Source organism: Telluria sp. GW821-FHT07G12, assembly GCF_059418525.1.
In genome coordinates this window covers 137,540-153,895 of the sequence record NZ_JBWKQA010000009.1, presented here as the reverse complement: position 1 = coordinate 153,895, position 16,356 = coordinate 137,540, and the positions used below count along the sequence as shown (strand labels likewise).

The following is a 16,356-nucleotide window of genomic DNA, read 5'->3' as shown; positions in this document are numbered from 1 at the left end:
CGATGCGGCGGCTCAGTGCCCGCCGTGCCCACCACTTTTCTTGACAGTCGCCACCGGCTCCCCTGGTGAAGTCGCCGCCGCCGGCGCACGCACCGCCTCCGGCAGCGCCCCCGTCCACTCCTTCGCCACCGTCCCCTGCGGATGCCTGTACCAGCCCGGATCGCGGAAATCGCCGCGCGCCAGGCCTTCGCGTACCTTGATCATCGTGAACATGCCGCCCATCTCGATCTCGCCGAAGGGGCCTTTGCCGTCCATCATCGGCAGGGTGTTCTCGGGCAGCGGCATGCGCATGCTGCCCATGGAGCCTCCCTTGTCGCCCATGACCATGTAGCCCGGCACCAGGTCGTTGATCTTGCGCGCCACGCCGCTGTGGTCGACGCCGATCAGGTTCGGCACGCCATGTCCCATCGCGTTCATCGTGTGGTGCGACTTGTGGCAGTGGAAGGCCCAGTCGCCCGGCGCATCGGCGATGAATTCGATGGCGCGCATCTGGCCCACGCCAATGTCGACCGTGACTTCCGGCCAGCGCGCCGCCGGCGGAATCCAGCCGCCGTCCGTGCCCGCGACCTCGAAGCGGTGGCCGTGGATGTGGAAGGGGTGATTGGTCATCGACAGGTTGCCGATGCGGATGCGCACGCGGTCGTCCTTGCGCACCACCATCGGATCCGTGCCGGGGAAGGCGCGGCTGTTGATGGTCCAGATATTCTGCTCCAGCATGGTGTTGACGTTGGGCGTGTAGCTGCCCGGCGCGATGTCGTAGGCGTTCAGCAGGAACACGAAGTCGCGGTCCACCGCATGCTTGCGCGGATCCTTCGGGTGCGTGACCCAGGAACCCATCATGCCCATGCCGATCTGCGCCATCTCGTCGGCGTGCGGGTGGTACATGAAGGTGCCGGCGTAGCGCGCCACGAATTCATAGACGTAGGTCTTGCCGGGCTCGATGCGCGGCTGGGTCAGTCCCGCCACGCCGTCCATGCCGTTCGGCAGGAGCTGGCCGTGCCAGTGCACGCTGGTCGCTTCCGGCAGCTTGTTGGTGACGAAGATGCGCACGCGGTCGCCCTCGACCACCTCGATGGTCGGGCCCGGGCTCTGGCCGTTATAGCCCCACAAGTTGGCCTTCATGCCGGGGGCGATCTCGCGCACCACGGGTTCGGCCACCAGGTGGAATTCCTTGACGTCGTCCTTCATGCGCCAGGGCAGGGTCCAGCCGTTCAGCGTCACGACCGGGTTGTAGGGACGGCCGTTCGGCGGCGCCAGCGGCGGGGCGGTGCCGGCCGAGCTCTGGACCGGGGCTTCGGGGATGGCGGCGGCCGCCGCCTTGCTGACCAGCGATGCGCCAACCATGGCGGCGCCGGCGCCGGTAATGAAATTCCTGCGGGATGTCATTCTGCGTGTTCCTTGTGTTCCTGGTCCTGGTGTTTGACGTGTTGGCCGCCCAGGCGCACGCCGAGCGCGGCCTCGAGATGCGCGTGAGCGCTCCAGAACTCCTTCAATGCCTCAATATAGCTGGACACCGCGCCCGCCTGCTCGCGCGAATCGGTGAGCAGTTCCTGCGTCGACATCAGCATGCCGTTGTAGCGCAGCAGGACCTCTTTCGAGATCCGCTTGCGCAGCGGGATGATGTGGTCGCGGTAGTGGGCGGCGACATCGTAGGCGGTGCGATAATCGAGATAGCTCTCGCGCGCTTCGCTGCGCGCCGTGACGGCCGCCTGGGCAACGCGCTGCACCGCCTGCATGTACACGCCTTCGGCCCGCGCCACCCGCGAACCGCCCCAGTCGAACAGCGGCAGCTCGAGCGTGAGCTCGTAGCCGCGCGCGGTCGGCACGTTCGTCTCGGTCTGGTTCACGTAGCCGAGATCGAGCACGTTGACGAAGCGCGTCGTCTTCGTCAGTCCGAGATTGGCGGCGGTGGCCTGCGCATCCAGCTTCGCGGCTTGCACGTCGAGGCGCTGTTCGATGGCGATGCGCTCGATGTCCTGCAGCTGCGCAGGGGCTTGCGGCAATTCCGGCAAATGATCCGGCAGGCTGTATTGCGCATCCTTGCCCCACAGGCCGAGCATGCGCGTGAGCTTCTCGCGCGCAGCCACGGCCTGCTTGCCGGCGCGGGCCAGCGCGGCCTGGGTCTCGGCGTGGTAGACCTGCTCCCGAGACAGGTCGAGCTGGTTCATGTTGCCGGCCTTCGCCATGCGTCCGGCCAGTTCCGCGCTGGCCTCGGCGGCAGCGTCGACCTGGCGCGCATAGTCCAGCGCCTGCATTGCCGCCACCGCATCGACCCAGGCCACGCGGGTGTCGCGCGCATGCTGCTCGATCTCGCGCGCGACTTCCAGCTTGACCTGCTCGAAGCGCTGCGCTTCCAGGCGGGACGCCAGCGGCAAGGTCAGGAGCCGGACCAGGTTGACGGTGAAGCTGCGCTCGATAGCAACATCGCCGGCGTTGGACAGGTGCTTGTAGTCGAGCACCGGGTTCGGCAGCCGTCCGGCCTGGGCCAGGTCGGCCTGGGCGATGCCGACCTTCCAGTAGCTCGCCTGCAGGCCCGGGTTGGCCAGCACGGCGACCTTCACCGCGTCGTCCATGCCGAGCGGCTTGGCGAGCGTGGCCTGGATAGCCTGCGCCAGCTCGCGCGCAGCGGCATCGTCACGCGCGAGACGGGGTTCGGTGCCGATACGCTCGCGCGCGCTGGCGGCCACCGCGGGGAAGCCGCCATCAGGCGCCACCGTCGTGCAGCCGGCCAGCACGGCCAGCGCCAGCGGCGCGCCGAGCATCTTGAACTTCATGTCGCCTCCTTGGGCTTTTTCATCTTGTCCATGCAGCAGCAGGATGCGCAGCCGGAACCGCAGCAGGACATCTTGCCTTCGGCGGCTTTGCCACCGTTCTTGTCGCCGGACATGCACTGCATGCCTTTGCCGGCGCCTTCCGCGCCGCCGGGCGAGCACATTGCCGGGCTGTCCTGCTTGTCCATGTTCATGGCCGGGCTCATACCCTGCATCGCCGCGTGGTCATGCTGGGCGTGGCCGGCGTGACCCGCCATGCCTTTCATGGTCAGCGCCATCGAATTGGTGGCGGCAACGGTCTCGTTGCTCTTGACCCAGTTCGCGTCCGGCGTGCCGGCAGGCGCGGCCTCGGGACGCTTTTCCAGCGTGGACTGGTAGCTAGTAGCGGGCACCGCAGCCTGCGGATCCGCAGCTTGCTGGGCGTGAGCGTGAACGCTGGACGCGGCCAGCAGCAGGCAGGCGGCGGCGCGCGCCAATTGGTTTTGGGTTTTCATGGAATTCCTCGTCAAAAAAGCGTGATGACAGCCGCCGGCAATGGCAAAGCCAAAGCGCGACGGCGCGCGGTATCAGGCGAGGAGGGTGCTGGGAGGGCGTTCGGGAAGGACGGGGTCGACGCTCGGCAGGTGGCCGGCGCGGAAGGGAATCATGGTGGTGGAGGGCGGCGCGAGCGCCAGTGGGACCGGCAGGCTGGAAGCCATGGCCGCGCCCACGCAGCAGGCGGCGCAGGTGCCGCATTTGCCTTTGTCGTGCTCACCCGCGTGCTGGCTGTCGTGCGCGGATGAAGCCTTGGTCATCGCCATGTGATCCTTCGCCATCTGCTGGTGGCAGGGCGGGAGCTCGGCCGCCGGCGCCGCATGCGCAGCCGGCGATGCATTCGCGACGCGCGGCAGCATGCTTGCCGAAGCGAATGCCTGGAAAGGCAGCGCCAGCATCAGGAAGCAGACAAGCAGCGATCGGAGTATGGATTTCACGAGCTCATTCTAGCACGCGTTACGGCACGCCTGGCGTGACGCGGCCATGCACGTGATAGCATTATCTTAAGCATCGCCATCGTCGACGGAGGCAACGAGAATGGTTCCAGCGGCCCGATCAGGCCATCGCAGAGCGCAGCGCACCCGATTCGAAGTAGATATGCTTGATCGACGGGTAGAGCGCCATCACCGCCTTTTCCAGCCGCTCGATGGCGTCTTCGACTTCGTCGATGCGCATGCCGCGCCGGAACTGGACGGCCGCCGTCAGCAGCGCTTCGTCGGGGCCCAGCTGCATGCTTTGCAGGCTGGCGACGCTGTCGATGGCCGGATCCTTCTCGAACACTTCACGCACCTTGCGCGTGGCATCCACGCCGATGCTCTCGCCGACCAGCAGCGCGCCGGTCTCGCGCGCCAGCGTGAAGGCCGCGCCCACCAGCAGCAGGCCGATCAGCACCGAGGCCGCCGGGTCGAAGTAAGGATTGTCGAAGGCGTGGCCGAGGGCGATGCCGAGCGCCGCGATGACGAGGCCGATCAGGGCCGCGCTGTCCTCGATGAAGACGGTGAACACGGACGCGTCCTTGCTGGCACGGACGGCCTGCCACAGCGAGGCGCCCGGCTTGCGCAGCTTGTTGAGGGCCTTGCGCGAGACGTTCCAGCTGTAGCCCTCGAACAGGGCGGAGATGCCCAGCACGACGTAGTTCCAGGTCGGGTCCCGCAGCGGCTCCGGATGGCGCAGCGAATCGATGCCGTGGTAGATCGAGAGCCCGCCGCCCAGCGAGAACACGGACAGGGCCACGATCAGGGCCCAGAAATACAGCTCCTTGCCGTAGCCGAAGGGGTGCTTGGCGTCGGCCGGCTGAGCGCTCTTGCTTTCGCCGATCAGCAGCAGGAATTCGTTGCCGGTATCGACCGCCGAGTGGATGCCTTCGGCCAGCATCGCCGCGCTGCCGGTGATGGCGGCCACCACGAACTTGCTGACGGCAATGCCGAGGTTGGCGAGGATGGCCGCATAGATCACCTTCAGCGAGCCGCTGTTTTCGTTCGACATGTGCTGGTCCCTTGGTCTGTTCGCTCCTGGGACCAGTGTAGCCGAAGGCAGCGGGAGGGCAGCGCATGAGCGTCCGCAACCTGCGCCAGCTGTTCGCGCCGAAGTCGGTGGCCCTGGTCGGCGCCACCGAGCGTCCGGGCAGCGTCGGCGCCACCATGCTGCGCAACCTGCGCGAGGGCGGCTTCGAGGGCCTGGTCTATCCGGTCAACCCGAAGTACGCCAGCATCGGCGGCCTGCGCGCCTGGCCGGATGTGTCCAGCCTGCCGGCGGCGCCGGAACTCGCCATCATCTGCACGCCGCCGCAGACCGTGCCCGGCATCGTGCGCGCGCTCGGCGAACTGGGCACCCGCGCCGCCATCGTGATGAGCGCCGGCGTCGCCACCGGGCGCGATTTTCGCGGACGCAGCCTGAAGCAGGCAATGCTGGATGCGGCCAATCCCTATTTGCTGCGCATCCTGGGCGCCAACAGCGCCGGCCTGCTGGCGCCGGGTGTCAAGCTGAATGCCAGCATCGCCGCCGGCGGGGCCGCGCCGGGACGGATCGCCTTCGTCTCCGAATCCGGCGCATTGATGACGGGGGTGCTGGACTGGGCCCGCACGCGCGGCATCGGCTTTTCCAGCTTCGTCTCGCTGGGCGAATCGGCGGACGTCGATTTCGGCGACGTCCTCGATTACCTGGCCAGCGACGGCGGCACCAGCGCCATCCTGCTGCACATCGAAAGCCTGCGCTATGCGCGCAAGTTCATGTCGGCGGCGCGGGCGGCGGCGCGCAGCAAGCCGACCCTGGTGCTGAAGGCCGGCCGCTCGCTGGAGGCGGCGACGGCCGGCGCCTGCCTGTCCGGCGTGCTGGCGACCCCGGACGACGTCTACGATGCCGCGATCCGCCGCGCCGGCATGCTGCGCGTGTACACCACCGAGCAGCTGTTCGCGGCGGTCGAGACCCTGGCGCGCGCCAAGCCGCTGTATGGCGAGGGCCTGGCCGTCCTCGGCAACGGCGCCGGCCCGGTGGTGCTGGCCCTGGATGCGCTGCAGTACGCCGGCGGCCACCCGGCCGTGCTGCAGGAGGACACGGTGCGCAAACTCCGCGACATGGTGCCCGAATGGCGCGGCGACGGCCCGCTCAACCTGCGCGGCGATGCGCCGCCCGAGCGCTATCACGACGTCATCGAGCTGCTGCTGCAGGACCCCGGCGCCAATGCGGTGCTGATGATCCACGCGCCGAACGCGGTGGTCAACCCGGCCGACGTCGCGCGCGCGGTGGCGCCGCTGGCGAAGAACTCCTCGCGCAATGTGCTGGGCTGCTGGCTGGGCGTGAAGTCGGTGCTGGAAGCGCGCACCATCGCCGCCGACGCCGGCATGCCGGCCTACCGCACGCCCGAGGATGCGGTGAACGGCTTCATGCAGATCGTGCACTACCGCGAAAGCCAGAACCTGCTGATGCAGGTGCCGGCCTCGGTCGGCGACGGCGAGCCGGACCGCGAGCGCGCGCGCCGCCTGGTGCGCGAAGCCCTGGAGAAGGGCCGCTACATGCTGGCCGACCCGGACACCAAGGCCATCCTCGAAGCCTACAACATCCCGGTGGTGCCGACCCGCGCCGCCGCCACGCCCGAGGATGCGGTGCGCGCGGCCGGCGAGATCGGCTATCCGGTGGCCGTGAAGATCCTGTCGCCGGACGTCGCGCAGAAGAGCGACGTCGGCGGCGTCACGCTGGATCTCGACAGCGCCGAAGCGGTGCTGGCGGCGGCCGAACGCATGCGCCGCCGCCTGGCCGAACTGCAGCCGCGCGCGCGCCTGGAGGGCTTCATCGTGCAGGCGATGGCGAGGAATCCCGAGGCCCACGAACTGATCGCAGGCGTTGCCACCGACCCCGTGTTCGGACCGGTGATCCTGTTCGGCCAGGGCGGCATGGCGGTGGAGGCGGCCGACGACCACGCGGTCGCGCTGCCGCCGCTGAACACGGTGCTGGCCCAGGAACTGGTGGCACGCACCCGCGTCGCCCGCCTGCTCGAAGGCTACCGCAACCACCCGAAGGCGGACATGGACGCGATCGAGGCGGTGCTGGTGCAGGTCTCGCGCCTGGTGGCGGACGTGCCCGAAATCGTCGAACTGGACATCAACCCGCTGCTGGCCGACAGCCGCGGCGCCCTGGTGCTGGACGCGCGCATGCGCATCGCGATGGCGGACCGCTCCGGCTCCACGCTCGACCGGCTTGCGATCCGCCCCTATCCGGCCGAGCTGGAAGAGACGGTGCCCTGGGGCGATGGCACGATCCTGCTGCGCCCGATCCGCCCCGAGGACGGCCCGGCCCACGTCGCTCTCTTCAATGCGCTGACGCCCGACGACGTCCGCTACCGCATGTTCGTGCGCGTGCGCGAGCTGCAGCCGGCGCAGCTGGCGCGCTTCACGCAGATCGACTACGACCGCGAAATGGCCTTCATCGCCACCCGGCCGGGAGCGGACGGCGTCGACGAGACGCTGGGTGTGGGCAGGGTGGTGGCGGACCCGGACAACGTCAGCGCCGAATTCGCGGTGACGGTGCGCTCCGACCTGAAAGGCAAGGGCCTTGGCCGCATGCTGATGGAGAAACTGATCGCCTACTGCCGCGCGCGCGGCACCCGCGAGATCGTCGGCGAGGCGCTGCCGCAGAATGCGCCGGTCATCGGGCTGGTAAAGAAGCTGGGTTTTACGGTCGGACCGGTGGACGAGGACGAGGGTGTGCGCAAGTTCTGGCTGACCTTGCGCTGAAAGGGGAACTGCAATGAAGCTGTATGATCGACTCCGGCTCGCGAACCTGCTGATTGCGGCAGGCCTGCTCGCGGCATCCGCATCGGTATCGGCGCAAAGCGAGGCGCCGCTGAAGGAAACCCCTGGCGCCTTCGCGAAGTCGGGCTACAAGACGGTGGCTGACGCGCTGGCCGGCGTCAAGCAGCGTCCGGGCGCGATTGTCGAGGTCACCCAGCAGGGAGGGTGGACCATCGTCACCCTGCCGGAGCCCCAGTACGAGATCTGGTCGTTCACCCCGGCGGGGCATTACGCACATCCGGCGGCGGTACGGCGCGCCATCAAGCAGAACAGCAGTCAGGTGTATGTGGAAATGAGCGCGCTCTGCGAAGCCGACAAGGCATCCTGCGACCGTCTGGTCCGCGAGTTCCAGCAGCTGAACGAGAAAATGCGCGCGGACATTCAGGGGCGCATCAGCCAGGGCGCCGGCAGGTAATCAGCGCGCCTGCGCCCGCGCCGCATCCACACGCCTGAACAGCTCCGCATTCAATTTGCGCGAATGCCCCGGCATGTGCTTGCGGGTACGCTCGATTTCCTGCAGCTCCGGCTCGGCCACCTGCGGCTTGCCGTTGGCGAGCGCCCAGACGGCGAGTTCGACACGCGCTTCCAGGCTGCCGAAGCGCTGCGCCGCGGTGGCGAACTGCGACCCCGCTTCGTCCTGGCGGCCGGCTGCGGCATAGGCCTGGCCCAGCAGGATGCCGACCTGCTCGGGACGGAAGCCCGGCTGCTCGGCCGCCAGGGATTCCAGCAGCGCGATGGTGCCTGCCGTATTGCCGCTGGCGAGGCGCGCGCGGGCGGCGCCCAGGCGCAGTTCGGCGTCGCGGGCGAACGGGCCTTGCAGGCAGGCTTCGTACTGCTCGGCGGCCCTGGCGGCCTGGCCGGTTTCCAGCAGGGCGTTCGCGAGGCGCATCTGGTTGTGCGCGGTCGGGGTCAGTTCGAAGGCGCGCTGGGCGTCGCGCACTTCGCGTCCCGGGTCCAGGCTGGCCTGGATCGCGCGGCCGGCCCTGGCCGCCGAGTGCTCGATGCGCGAGGAGGGCAGGAACACGGCGACGAAGTAGACGATGCTCCCCAGCAGCGGGAACAGGAAGAGCACGAGTAGCCAGTACATCTCGCGATGCGTGCGCACCGCGTGCACCGCGAAAAAAATGGCGACGAGGATGTGAAGACCGATTCCGAAGATTTGCATGGATACGTGTTGGCGACGAGCAGGATTGCGTGGTCTAGGATAGCTGAATGTCGAGATTCTTTACAGTACCATTGCCGCCATACATGCTCAAAAATATAAGTTATTGTTTTTCATAAATATTTTATTCCAGGCATAACAATTGCTTTAATTGAAGCAATAAAAATTCACTTAGGAAATATATCATGCCTCAATTCAACCTCCGCGCAGCCGCTTTGTCCGTCGGTATCGTCATGTCGGCTCTGGCGCCGAGCGCTCATGCCGGTCTCGTCGGCCTGTACACTTACGACGATGCTAGCAACCTCGGCAAGGACAGCAGCGGCAAGGGCAACAATTTGACTGCCGGTTTCGGTACGCCGACTGGTGTCGCCGGCAAGTTTGGCGGTGGCATGGACCTGAACGGCAACGCCGACCTCGTTTCGCCGACCGGTTACGTCAACGGCCTGCCGACCGGCAACAGTTCGTATACGATCGCGTCCTGGATCAACCCGGATACGGCGGGTGGCGGCGACGCGGGCGGCATCGTCGGCTGGGGCTATTATGGCTACAACAATCTGGTCGTGGCCCTGCGCATGAATGGTAATCAGCAGCTGCACAACTACTGGTGGGCGAACGACCTCAGCGGCAACGCAAGTAGCGACTTGACCACGGGTGCAGGCAGCAATGGCTGGCACTTCGTCGCGGCGACCTTCGATGCCATGACCAACCGTAACGCCATCTACATCGACGGCACGGAAGTGGCATCGCGCTATGGCTACGGTCTATATTCGTATAACGTCAATTTCGCGATCGGCAAGACGGTCAACGCGGAATTCTTCGACGGCCAGATGGACAACACTGCCATCTTCGACCAGGCCTTGAGCGCGGCGCAACTGAGCAAGATCGCCGCCAACGATTTCCGCGAGTTCGGCATCGCTGCCGCCGACGTGCCCGAACCGGAAAGCCTGCTGCTCATGAGCGTCGGCCTGGCCGGTCTGCTGGCCGCGCGGCGCAAGCGCAAGCAGGGCTGATGGCGTCAGGCTTCAGCGGCCCATCCCGGCATTCGCCAGCGCGTAAGGCCCCCGTGGCGGCGTTGCATCGTTTCGCCGTACTTGCCTCTAATCCAGCCAGGGATGGGCCGCCAGCCAGCGGCCCAGCTCATTGTCGTTGGCGCACTGCAGCTTGCTGAAGATGTTGGCGCGGTGGGTCTCGACCGAGCGCGGGCCGCAGGGCGGGACCAGGATGCGCGCGATCTCCTTGTTCGGCTGGCCCAGGCCCACCAGGCGCGCCACTTCGCGTTCGCGCGGCGTCAGCTCGGCCCACAGACGCAGCGCCTGGGCGCGGGCTCTGGCCTCGGCGATGGCGGCGGGCAGCTTGTCGAGCAGCTGCTGGGTGTCCGGCTTTTCGACCCAGTCGTAGGCGCCGCGCCGCACCGCCTCCAGCGCGGTCGGGATGTCGCCGTGCGCGGACAGAAACAGCGTCACCAGCGGACTGTGCTCGGCCAGCAGGCGCTCGAATACGGCCAGGCCGCTCATGCCGCCCATGCGCAGGTCGAGGATCACGCAGCCGGGCTGGCGCATGTCGACGGCGTCGAGAAAGGCTTCGCCCGAGTCGAAGGCCTGTACCGCCAGTCCCTGCGAAAACAGCAGCAGGAGGAGCGAACGGCGCAGGGCTTCATCGTCGTCGACGACGTACAGGGTCAGTGGCAGGTCTTTCATGGTGCTCATGATAGGGCGGGCAGCGTGAAGGAAAAGGCGGCGCCGCCCCCGGGGCGGTTCCCGACGGTCATGAAACCGCCATGGGCTTCGACGATGGTGCGGCAGATGTTGAGTCCCAGGCCCAGTCCATCCGCCCGGGTGGTGAAGAAGGGCGCGAACACCAGCTCGAGCTGTTCGGGCGGAATACCCGGGCCGTGATCGGCGACGGTGACGCGCAGTCCTTCGTCGACGCGCCGGGTCTCGAGCTCGATGATGCGGGGTTTGGGCCGGTCCTGCATCGCGTGCATGGCATTGTGGATCAGGTTGACGAGGACCTGCTCGAGCAGCACCCGGTCGCCGCGCAGGGGCGCGCAGGCGTCTTTCAGCATCAGGCGCAGGCCGGCGCCGAGTGCCTGCAGCTCGGGTTTCAGCAGCGTCTCGACATGGGTGACGACGCTCTCCATCGTCAGGCTTTCGTAATGCGCCCGCTGCGGGTTGATGAAGGCGCGCACCCGCTTGACGATTTCACTGGCGCGCTTAGCCTGATCGACGATCTCGTCCAGCGCCCCGGGCAGCATGTCCGCAGCGCCGCGCGCGGCCAGCGCCCGCGCCGCGACCGCGAAATTCGACAGCGCCATCAGCGGCTGGTTGAGTTCATGCGCCAGCGTGGAAGCCATCTCGCCGACGCTCGCCAGCCGCGCGCTGCGCTGCAGGCGCAGTTCCTGGTCGCGCTGCCTGGCCTCGGCCTGCTTCTGGGCCGTGATGTCGACCACGGAGCTCATCCAGCCGCGGTGCACGCCCTGGGCGTCGACCAGCGGCGCCGCGTAGACCATGGTGATCACGTCGTGCCCGTCCTTGTGCCGCAGGCGCGATTCGAAGCCGTGCGGCGCGGCCCGTCCGCGCAGGGCGTCGTCGCTTTCGCGCGCCTGCTTCTCGAGGTCGTCCGGATGCCAGTACGGGTAGGGCGGCCGGCGGCCCAGCAGTTCCTCGGCGCTGTAGCCGACCATCGCGCACAGGGCCGGATTGACGTAGATGATCTTGCCTTCCTTGTCGCGTGCGCGCATGCCCACCAGCAGCGAGTCTTCCATCGCCTTGCGGAAGGCGTGGGCTTCCTCCAGGTCGCGGGTGCGCTCTTCGACCCGGTGTTCCAGCTCGAGGCGGGCGGCGCGCTGCTCGACGAAGCGTTTTTCGCGCAGGCGCCAGTACAGCACGGCGAGCAGCAGCAGTGCCACCGCCAGCGCGCCGAGGGCAAGCGCGGCCTGGCGCGCCTGCAGGACTTCCTGCATGTCGGTGGTGACGGTCAGGGTCCAGCCCAGTTCCGGCAACGGCGTGTCTAGGGCCAGCAGCTTCATGCGGCGCCCGTCGACCTCGGTGCGCACGACATAGCCGGGCGTGTCGCTGCGCGGCTCGATCTGCCATGGCAGGGGTTCGAAGCGGCTGCGCTTGCCGTACTGGCCGTGCTCGGCCACCCAGCGCGCCTCGAGCGGCGGAACGGGGCGGATCGCGTGGAACAGCCAGGCCGGCACGGCGCTCAGGAACACGATGCCGCGGCTGTCCCGCAGCAGCACCGGATCGGGCCCGCGCATCCAGGCCGCCTGCAGCGGCTCCAGGCTGATCTTGACCACCATGACGCCGGCGATGCCGCCCTGCACGCGCACGGGTTCCGCGATGAACAGGCCGGACTGGCCGGTGGTGAGGCCGAGGCCGTAGAACAGGCCGCGCCGGCCCTGCAGGGCGTCTTCGAAATAGGGGCGCTGGCGGTAGGACTGGCCGACGAAGCTCGACGGCAGGTTCCAGTTGCTGGCGGCCAGGGTGAGGCCTTCGCGGTCGACCAGGTAGAGCGCGGCGGCGCCGGTGGTCGACTGCAGGTCGGCGAAGTAGGCGTTGACGCGCGCCCGCAGGGCCGCGTCAGCCGGCGTGCGCAGCAGCTGCTGCACGTCCGGGTGGCGTGCGGCGGCGTGCGGCAGGAAGTTGTGCTTTTCGACGATGCCGCGCAGGCCCAGCGCGTTCGCGCTGGCGGCCTGGCGCAGGGCCTCGGTCCGGGATTGCAGCTCGCGCTGCTCGGCCCAGTTGCCGGCGGCCGCGATCAGGACCAGCGCGACCACCGCGGCCAGCAGCTTGCGCCAGTGATTTGTGATGAACATCGGCAGACGATAACAGCTGCGCCGCCCCTTGAGAACACCCCTCCGTAGTTTTACGGAGGCCGGCGCGACAAGATTGCGGATGCGCGCCGGCCTCCCGGCCGCGATAGTGGAGCCCTTGGAAAAGGAGACAACAATGAACACTGTCACAACAAAACCGGCCCTCGACGGCCGCGCCGAGGCCGGCGAGCGCATTTCCGGCAAGCGCCTGCGCGCGATCTTCGTCGGCTCCGCCGGCAACCTGGTCGAGTGGTTCGACTTCTACTGCTACTCGGCCTTCGCCCTGTATTTTGCGAGTTCGTTCTTCCCGAAGCAGGACCCGACGGCGCAGATGATGTCCACCGCCGGCATCTTCGCCCTCGGCTTCTTCGTGCGCCCGATCGGCGGCATCCTGTTCGGCCATATCGGCGACCGCCTCGGCCGCAAGAAGGCCCTGATGACCTCCGTGCTGCTGATGTGCTTCGGCTCCTTGCTGATCGCCTGCGCGCCGACCTATGCGACGGCGGGCATCCTGTCGCCCTGCATCCTGCTGCTGGCGCGCCTGCTGCAGGGCCTGAGCCTGGGCGGCGAGTACGGCGCCAGCGCCACCTACCTGTCGGAGATGGCGGATTCGAAGCACCGCGGCTTCTACACCAGCTTCCAGTACGTGACCCTGATCGGCGGCCAGCTGATGGCGCTGCTCCTGCTGCTGGTCCTGCAGCGCTACCTGCTCGACGCCGAACAGCTGAAGGCCTGGGGCTGGCGCATTCCCTTCCTGGCCGGCGCCTGCCTGGCGCTGCTGGCCCTGCGCATGCGCCACGACATGCCGGAGACGCAATCCTTCGAAGCCGCGCGCAAGAAGGCCAAGGCGATGGGCGGCCTGAAACAGCTGGCCCAGCATCCGCGGGAAGTCCTGCTGGTGGTCGGCCTGACCATGGGCGGCACCCTGGCCTTCTACGTCTACACCACCTACATGCAGAAATTCCTGCGCCTGTCGGTCGGCCTGACGGATGCGCAGACCACCGCCGTCTCGGCCGCCTCGCTGCTGTTCGCGATGTGCCTGCAGCCGCTGTATGGCGCGCTGTCCGACCGTATCGGCCGCCGTCCGCTGCTGGTGGGCTTCGCGCTGCTCGGCACCCTGTTCACCGTGCCGCTGCTCACCGCGATCCGCAACGCCAGCGGCCCGTGGGAGGCCTTCATCCTGATCGCCTGCGCCTGGATCATCGTGTCCGGCTATACCTCGATCAATGCGCTGGTCAAGGCCGAGCTTTTCCCGGCCTCGATCCGCGCCACCGGCGTCGGCGTGCCCTACGCCTTCGCGGTGTCGGTGTTCGGCGGCACCGCCGAGTACCTGGCGCTGTGGTTCAAGGCTGAGGACATGGAGAGCGGCTTCTACTGGTACGCGACCGCGGTGATCGCCTGCACGCTGGCGGTGTGCTGGTTCATGCGCGATACCAGCAAGCAGTCGAAGATCGATGCGGAGATGAAGGCCTAATCAGCGCCGCGCATCAACGTCTAAACCGCACGTCTTCCTGCACCACCGGCGCCTCACCCTTGGCCGAAGCCCCGTGCTTCGGCTTTTTCGGTTTCTTCGGCTTCTTGACGATCTGGCCGCCGGCATTCGTTTCCGGTACTCGGTGGTCGGGCGAGAAGCCCGGTTCTTCCTTGCGTTCGAGCGTCTGGCCGGTCAGGGCCTCGATCGCTGCCAGCTGCTGCACCTCGTCGGCGCAGACCAGCGACACCGCCTCGCCCGAGGCGCCGGCGCGGCCGGTACGCCCGCTGCGGTGCACGTAATCCTCGGCCACGATGGGCAGGTCGACGTTCACCACCACCGGCAGCTCGTCGATGTCGAGACCGCGCGCGGCGACGTCGGTCGCCACCAGGATCCGCACTTCGCCGGCCTTGAAGCGCTCGAGCGCGCGCAGGCGTGCGGGTTGCGGCTTGTCGCCGTGGATCGAGTCGGCCGAGATGCCTTTTGCCTCCAGCAGCTCGACCAGCTGGTCGACGCCCTTACGGGTCTTCACGAAGGCCAGCGCCTGGGTCCACGCGTGGCGCTTCAGCAGGTGCAGGAACAGCTCGGGCTTGCGCTTCTTGTCGACCGGGACGATCCACTGGCGGATCGCCTTGACGGTCGTATTGCGCGGGCTGGCCTCGATGACGGCCGGGTCGCGCAGCAGCTTGGTCGCCAGCGCGCGGATCGGGTCCGAGAAGGTGGCCGAGAACAGCAGGGTCTGGCGCTTCTTCGGCAGCAGGGCCAGGACCTGGTCGATGTCGCGCGAAAAGCCCAGGTCCAGCATGCGGTCGGCTTCGTCCAGCACCAGGGTCTGCACCTGGTTCAGGCGCAGCGCGTTCTGGCGCTGCAGGTCGAGCAGGCGGCCGGGCGTGGCTACCAGCACGTCGACGCCCTTACGCAGGCGCATCATCTGCGGATTGATGCTGACGCCGCCGTAGGCCACCATAGTGCGCAGCGGCAGGCCTTCGCCGTAGGCGCGCACGCTTTCGTGCACCTGCTCGGCCAGCTCGCGGGTCGGCACCAGCACCAGGGCGCGGGCCGAGTTGCTGTTGACTTGCATGCCGTCGGTTACCAGGCGCTGCAGCAGGGGCAGGGCGAAGCCGGCGGTCTTGCCGGTGCCGGTCTGGGCCGCGGCCATGACGTCGCGGCCGGCCAGCACGGCGGGAATCGCCTGCGACTGCACCGGTGTCGGCGTCGTGTACGAAAGGGAAGAGAGGGTGCGGACGATCTGGTCGATCAGGCCGAGCGAAGCGAACGACATGGGCGGCTTATGTTCTTATGGATGAAAAGGCGACAGTGTACCGTGCCGCCGGGCGGGACGGCGGGTGCGAGCCGCGGATGCCCGCGGGCTCAGGATGCGATGACGAGGCTGCCGCCCGACAGATCGACGGTCGGCTTGACCGGCTCGCGCCGGTCCTGGCAGGCCACCGCCATCAGGCAGACCAGGAGCACCAGGCTCCAGCGCAGCGGATGATTGTGCATGATCCCCTCCATGCAGACATCCTAGCGCTGAACGCGAGATAAATCAAAAGCCGTAGTTCAGGCTGGCGCGCAGCACCGGATAGACCTTGAAGCTGCTGACGTCGTCCTGCAGGCGCAGGCGCTCGACAGCGATATCGGTGGCGATGGCGTCGCAGAGCGCTTTCGAGATCGTGCAGCCGTAACCGCCCAGCTTGACGTTCGGATTGCCCTGGAAGAAGGCGCCGAGGTCGGCGTTGAAGCTCCAGTGGTTCTTGTTGGCGGCGGCGAGCGCATTGCCCCAGCCGATGCCCAGATAGGGAGCGGCCTTGCGGTACTCGATGCGGCCCTTCACGATGCCGACGTCGGGCGCATAATAGCTATGGCCGTTCAGGGTCAGCTCGCCGAGCCCGTTGGGGGCTGCATTGGCGTCGAAGCGGTTGCCGTTGTAGACCAGGCCGCCCGTCAGGTGGAAGGGGCTGCCTTCGCGCACATACCAGTCGAACAGGATGTCCAAGGTTTGCAGCTTGCCCTTGACCGCATAGTCGACCTGGCCGCTGTGGCGGTCGAAGTCGTGCTTGAAATAGTTGGCGCCGAAGCGGCCGTTCAGGTTGGACTCCATCGGGACCACCACGTGGAAGCCGGCGCCGGTGGTGCCGAGGTCTGCGGTAATGCCGACTTGCGCCTGGGCGGCGCCGGCCAGGAACAGCGCCGCGAGGGGGAGGTATTTCATGAACATCGCTCAGCCTTCAAGATTTGGAAATGGAAACCGGGCATTGTATCGGTAACGGATGTAATTATGTGTTGCAGCGAACGGAAGGTGACATTTCGTTTGG

Annotated in this window: 15 protein-coding genes; 4 read left to right on the top strand and 11 right to left on the bottom strand. The window is 67.5% G+C overall.

The window, feature by feature from the left end; all coding sequences use genetic code 11:
* Window positions 1-12 precede the first annotated feature (12 nt).
* From AC07PE_RS25435 to AC07PE_RS25415, 5 genes are all read right to left on the bottom strand, one after another.
* Window positions 13-1,386, bottom strand: coding sequence for a multicopper oxidase family protein (locus AC07PE_RS25435; protein ID WP_498769805.1), 1,374 nt, complete (start codon window positions 1,384-1,386; stop codon window positions 13-15).
* Complete coding sequence (locus tag AC07PE_RS25430) at window positions 1,383-2,774, bottom strand: TolC family protein (protein WP_498769803.1); 1,392 nt, start codon at window positions 2,772-2,774, stop codon at window positions 1,383-1,385. The genes AC07PE_RS25435 and AC07PE_RS25430 overlap by 4 nt, the downstream gene beginning before the upstream one ends.
* Entirely contained in the window at window positions 2,771-3,265 is a 495-nt protein-coding gene (locus AC07PE_RS25425; RefSeq protein ID WP_498769801.1) for a hypothetical protein, read from the bottom strand. The genes AC07PE_RS25430 and AC07PE_RS25425 overlap by 4 nt, the downstream gene beginning before the upstream one ends.
* 72 nt (window positions 3,266-3,337) lie before the next feature.
* On the bottom strand, window positions 3,338-3,742 hold the full coding sequence (locus tag AC07PE_RS25420; RefSeq protein ID WP_498769799.1) for a DUF2946 family protein: 405 nt from the start codon (window positions 3,740-3,742) through the stop codon (window positions 3,338-3,340).
* A 118-nt stretch (window positions 3,743-3,860) separates the two neighbouring features.
* On the bottom strand, window positions 3,861-4,706 hold the full coding sequence (locus AC07PE_RS25415) for a cation diffusion facilitator family transporter (protein ID WP_498769797.1): 846 nt from the start codon (window positions 4,704-4,706) through the stop codon (window positions 3,861-3,863).
* A 149-nt stretch (window positions 4,707-4,855) separates the two neighbouring features.
* On the opposite strand from AC07PE_RS25415, the gene AC07PE_RS25410 reads away from it, so the two are divergent.
* Both AC07PE_RS25410 and AC07PE_RS25405 read left to right on the top strand, forming a co-directional pair.
* Window positions 4,856-7,534, top strand: a complete 2,679-nt coding sequence (locus AC07PE_RS25410) for a bifunctional acetate--CoA ligase family protein/GNAT family N-acetyltransferase (RefSeq protein WP_498769795.1) — start codon at window positions 4,856-4,858, stop codon at window positions 7,532-7,534.
* Window positions 7,535-7,547: 13 nt separating this feature from the next.
* Complete coding sequence (locus AC07PE_RS25405; RefSeq protein WP_498769793.1) at window positions 7,548-8,006, top strand: hypothetical protein; 459 nt, start codon at window positions 7,548-7,550, stop codon at window positions 8,004-8,006.
* On the opposite strand, the gene AC07PE_RS25400 is transcribed toward AC07PE_RS25405, so the two are convergent.
* On the bottom strand, window positions 8,007-8,756 hold the full coding sequence (locus AC07PE_RS25400) for a hypothetical protein (protein WP_498769791.1): 750 nt from the start codon (window positions 8,754-8,756) through the stop codon (window positions 8,007-8,009).
* 182 nt (window positions 8,757-8,938) lie between these two features.
* Here AC07PE_RS25400 and AC07PE_RS25395 point away from each other — a divergent pair, with 182 nt between their 5' ends.
* Window positions 8,939-9,763: a LamG-like jellyroll fold domain-containing protein gene (locus tag AC07PE_RS25395; RefSeq protein ID WP_498769789.1), complete on the top strand. Its 825-nt coding sequence runs from the start codon at window positions 8,939-8,941 to the stop codon at window positions 9,761-9,763.
* Window positions 9,764-9,850: 87 nt separating this feature from the next.
* Here AC07PE_RS25395 and AC07PE_RS25390 read toward each other — a convergent pair whose 3' ends face one another.
* Complete coding sequence (locus tag AC07PE_RS25390; RefSeq protein ID WP_498769787.1) at window positions 9,851-10,450, bottom strand: response regulator transcription factor; 600 nt, start codon at window positions 10,448-10,450, stop codon at window positions 9,851-9,853.
* Between the two features lie 5 nt (window positions 10,451-10,455).
* A complete protein-coding gene (locus tag AC07PE_RS25385) occupies window positions 10,456-12,573 on the bottom strand; it encodes a sensor histidine kinase (RefSeq protein WP_498769785.1) in 2,118 nt (705 codons plus the stop codon).
* A gap of 133 nt (window positions 12,574-12,706) precedes the next feature.
* Between AC07PE_RS25385 and AC07PE_RS25380 the strand changes: the two genes are divergently transcribed.
* Entirely contained in the window at window positions 12,707-14,044 is a 1,338-nt protein-coding gene (locus AC07PE_RS25380) for an MFS transporter (RefSeq protein WP_498769783.1), read from the top strand.
* Window positions 14,045-14,057: 13 nt separating this feature from the next.
* On the opposite strand, the gene rhlE1 is transcribed toward AC07PE_RS25380, so the two are convergent.
* From rhlE1 to AC07PE_RS25365, 3 genes are all read right to left on the bottom strand, one after another.
* The gene (gene rhlE1, locus AC07PE_RS25375; protein WP_498769781.1) at window positions 14,058-15,323 is read right to left on the bottom strand and encodes an RNA helicase RhlE1; all 1,266 of its coding nucleotides are present in this window, start codon (window positions 15,321-15,323) and stop codon (window positions 14,058-14,060) included.
* An 89-nt stretch (window positions 15,324-15,412) separates the two neighbouring features.
* Window positions 15,413-15,544 (bottom strand): hypothetical protein, encoded by a 132-nt coding sequence (locus tag AC07PE_RS25370; RefSeq protein ID WP_498769780.1) that lies wholly within the window; start codon window positions 15,542-15,544, stop codon window positions 15,413-15,415.
* 43 nt (window positions 15,545-15,587) lie between these two features.
* On the bottom strand, window positions 15,588-16,253 hold the full coding sequence (locus AC07PE_RS25365) for a hypothetical protein (protein ID WP_498769778.1): 666 nt from the start codon (window positions 16,251-16,253) through the stop codon (window positions 15,588-15,590).
* Between the last annotated feature and the right edge of the window lie 103 nt (window positions 16,254-16,356).